This window comes from Desulfomarina sp. (assembly GCF_054039375.1).
In genome coordinates this window covers 1-2,950 of record NZ_JBPLBA010000263.1, presented here as the reverse complement: position 1 = coordinate 2,950, position 2,950 = coordinate 1, and the positions used below count along the sequence as shown (strand labels likewise).

Sequence of the window (2,950 nt, the reverse complement as noted above, 5' to 3'; positions counted from 1 at the left end):
CATTTGAATTCCTTATCAATTGAAATTTCCAGTGATTTTTGACCGTAGGCTAGCCTGATAAAACAGGCCCAATCCACAATTTGGCTGAATTTCATGGGTAATCAAGATAACTTTTGTTATTTAGAAGGAAAATTATGCAGCAGTTTTCATTTTCTTTCTACGTTTCTTCTTCTCTTCAACAGGGGGGCCTAGAAGAGACTTGAGCTGTTCTATATTGTCAGGAGCTACAGTTCTGTTTTCCAGGATCCCCAGGAGTTCATTATCAAGGCCGAGGCAAAGACCGAGGAGCTGTGGGTAGAGGAGTACTGGAATGGGATTGCTCTTTTCAGCCAGAAGATTCAGCTGAGTTGTATCAAACTGAAGATAACAGTATGAGCAGACCGGAACAACGAAATCCGCTCCGGCTTTTCTTGCCCTTTCTATTTTTTCGCAAAGCAGTTTGTGGGACATCTCATCATTTATTCCCGCGAGAGCAGCCCCGCAACACTCCAGTTTTCCCTGCCATTCAAGATTGTTGATTCCAGCAACCTGCATCAGCGCTTCTGTTATTTTCGGAACAAAGGAATCATCAAAAAGGGTGATTTCACGGGGACGGAGGATGTGGCAGCCATGGATGACGGCAACATTGAGATCCTTAAACTTGTTCACCAGTTTTGCCTTGATTGTTTCCACGCCGATCTCATCGTGGAGTACACTCAGAAAATGCCTTATCTCTGTTTTGCCGTTATAACACAGGTCTTCCCTGGCCAGCAGTGTATTTATGTCCTTCTGCAGCTGCGGATCTTTCTGTAGACATCTTCGTGCCTTCTGCAGACTCGCAAAACAGCAGTTGCAGATCACCAGAATATCAAGTCCAAGTTTTTCGGCGATGGCCATATTCCTGACTGACGGCAGGATATAAGCTTTTTCGTCAACATTACGCACCGGATAACCGCAGCAGTTGAATTCCGGAACAGTTTCAAGTTCAACGCCGAATATATTGAAAACAGCCTGGGTGGCGGTAGCGTACTGTTCAATTCGTGCCGGGATATTGCACCCCTGAAAAAATGCGTATTTCATGAGTTGACTCCTGCATCTATTTTATCTATTGCCCTGTTTTTTAAACTGTAGAAAATATCACAGAGTTCGACCTGATTTGGACAATGCTCCTGACAGAGATAACATGTAGAACAGCTCCAGATCATCTGGGAACCCATAGCAAGTTCAGTATTACCGATACCGAGACTGAACATGATCTGATGGGGAAGCAGGCCCAGTGCCTCTGATGGGTTGTCAAAGCTTCTGACTACCGGACAGATATTGGTGCAGCGCTGGCATGAGTAGCAGCTTTTGTAACTGCTGTTTTCGTACCCCTGCCTCGAAAGGCCCATGGGCAGCTCAATTTCTGAAAGTTGTGTAAAGCTTTTTTTGAAAAGTGCAGTGACTGTTTTCAGGGCCTTGATATGGTCATCAACAAAGGTCCTGGCGAGGGCCAGCGGGAAAGAAAAATGCCCAAGCATTGACGGTTCCGGAACACCTCTGTCAAGCAGACTGTATCTGGCCGTTACAAATATTTCTTTCAGATTAATGCCGGATGGACAGACCTTTGTGCAGCGATCACAGCTTGTACAGACATACAGTCCCTGCTGTAATTTATCCAGTTGAGATTTATCTGTTATTTTACCCGCCGCGTAGTCTTTGAGGAACTGCACTTTTTCCGATGGCAGAATAAAATCGTTGTTAAAGGATTCAAAAAACATGTTTGAAGAGCATTCGAGGGAACAGGAACCGCAATGGGTACAGGCGGACAGCCCTATCATCTGGTGGGTGGGGACAAGAGTATCTCGTACACTTTCCTCACCGGCAATACGTTTGATGACCAGGCTGACCGGAGCCGAGATGACATGAAACATCTTACTGAACGGCAACCACGCGAGAAAAGCGCTGCAGGCGAGGATATGGAGATACCAGAAGAAAGATACTGCTCCTGAATCCGAAAATATTGCGGCAAATGGTCTTGTAATTCCCTTAAGGGTGAAGCTTGCAAAGGCGGAACTGTTGCTGCTATGGCATTCGGTACAACTGTCGCCGTTCAGTTCTTTTCCTGTGGCAACGAGTTCTGAAGAAAGTGGTTTTGGCAGGTCTGGAGCCACCAGACCGTTTTCCTCAACCCAGTAAGCAGCCAGTGCGTTTGTCTCCTCTTCGTCCAGGGCGCCATATTCATCCACCATGTTCTGGAAAGTTGTGTAGGAAGACATCTTTGCCCCCTCCAGCAACATTCCGGAAAAAATAATGACAGCGATAAATACAAGCGCAGCCCAGTCAGCCGGATTCGTTTTCAATCTCCGGGATTTGAGGGAAAGGCGTCTGTAAACGGCAAGGCCAAGTCCGATCAGAACCATGATGCCGAACAGGTTTCGCAGGAAAAGATAGGGATTGAGAGTCGGCTGAAAGTCACTGAAAAGATTATCGGAAATGACGGGGCTGAGAGCATGCATGAAAAGAAGGAGAACAAACCCGAAAAATATCAGACTGTGTGTTATCCAGCGGAGAAGATTCTTTTCGAATATACGCTTTTGGAAAAGATGGTCGAGAAAAAAGGATTGCACAGCCGGGAGCAGACCGGCACCGAAAAGGGTTCCTGTTCCTCCTTTCAGGGACTCGGACAACCTGTTACTTCCTGATGTGTCCTTTCCAGGCGGTTTCAGCCCCTGGGAAAACCAACTGGAGAAACGAATAAATAATCCAACAAGACAGACAAGACCAGCCAAACCAAACAGTATATTGATATTCATAGTTAAATCTTTATACCCTCAGTTCCAGTTTTCATTGTACGGGTTTTCTTCTAAAAATTGCTTTTTAAAAAAGCACCCTGTGGAATTATTTTTATTTATCAATTCACGTGTAATATTCTATCGATTTTAATAATACTTTAAAGTCGTGAATGATGCTTGTTTTCTTCTCCTGTTTT

General features: G+C 45.2%; 2 protein-coding genes. Both read right to left on the bottom strand.

All coding sequences use genetic code 11. The features are described from left to right. Window positions 1-132: 132 nt before the first annotated feature. Entirely contained in the window at window positions 133-1,059 is a 927-nt protein-coding gene (locus ACXLDX_RS14375) for a CoB--CoM heterodisulfide reductase iron-sulfur subunit B family protein (RefSeq protein ID WP_457577876.1), read from the bottom strand. After that, the gene (locus ACXLDX_RS14370) at window positions 1,056-2,774 is read right to left on the bottom strand and encodes a 4Fe-4S dicluster domain-containing protein (protein WP_457577875.1); all 1,719 of its coding nucleotides are present in this window, start codon (window positions 2,772-2,774) and stop codon (window positions 1,056-1,058) included. Before ACXLDX_RS14370 ends, ACXLDX_RS14375 begins: the two co-directional genes overlap by 4 nt. Between the last annotated feature and the right edge of the window lie 176 nt (window positions 2,775-2,950).

What these genes read in the sequence shown, in the direction of transcription:
- ACXLDX_RS14375 (WP_457577876.1), bottom strand. Translation starts at nt 1,059, where the DNA reads ATGAAATACGCATTTTTTCAGGGGTGCAATATCCCGGCACGAATTGAA.
- ACXLDX_RS14370 (WP_457577875.1), bottom strand. Translation starts at nt 2,774, where the DNA reads ATGAATATCAATATACTGTTTGGTTTGGCTGGTCTTGTCTGTCTTGTT.